1 protein-coding gene is annotated in these 305 nt (G+C 69.8%); it reads left to right on the forward strand.

Going from position 1 to position 305, the window contains the following annotated elements:
* Nucleotides 1-305 (forward strand): hypothetical protein (locus EN804_RS36170; RefSeq protein ID WP_210237403.1); only part of this gene is annotated, 305 nt, incomplete at both ends.

A 305-nucleotide genomic window follows, 5' to 3' on the forward strand; every position in this document is an offset into this window, starting at 1 on the left:
ATCAGCCAGCCGTGGGTGGACCTGGACACGCTGGCTGGCAAGCCAGTGGATCGAAACGTGGTCGTTGCCGCCGTGCTGGCGCGCCTGCTGCCGGCGCTGGAGGAATTCGATCGTGAAGGTCTTGCTCCGTTCCTGCCGCGCTACGCCGCCTTCGACATGCTGGCCGGCCGCGAGGTGCGGGTGGAACTGGATGGGCAGTGGCAGCATGGCACCGCACTCGGCCTGGCCGATGACGGCGCGCTGCGCGTGCGCATCGATGGCCGTGAGCGCCTGCTGCACGCCGGCGAAGTCAGCGTGAGGGCGGC

It is taken from the genome of Mesorhizobium sp. M8A.F.Ca.ET.161.01.1.1, from assembly GCF_004792105.1.
Taxonomy (GTDB): Bacteria; Pseudomonadota; Alphaproteobacteria; order Rhizobiales; family Rhizobiaceae; genus Mesorhizobium.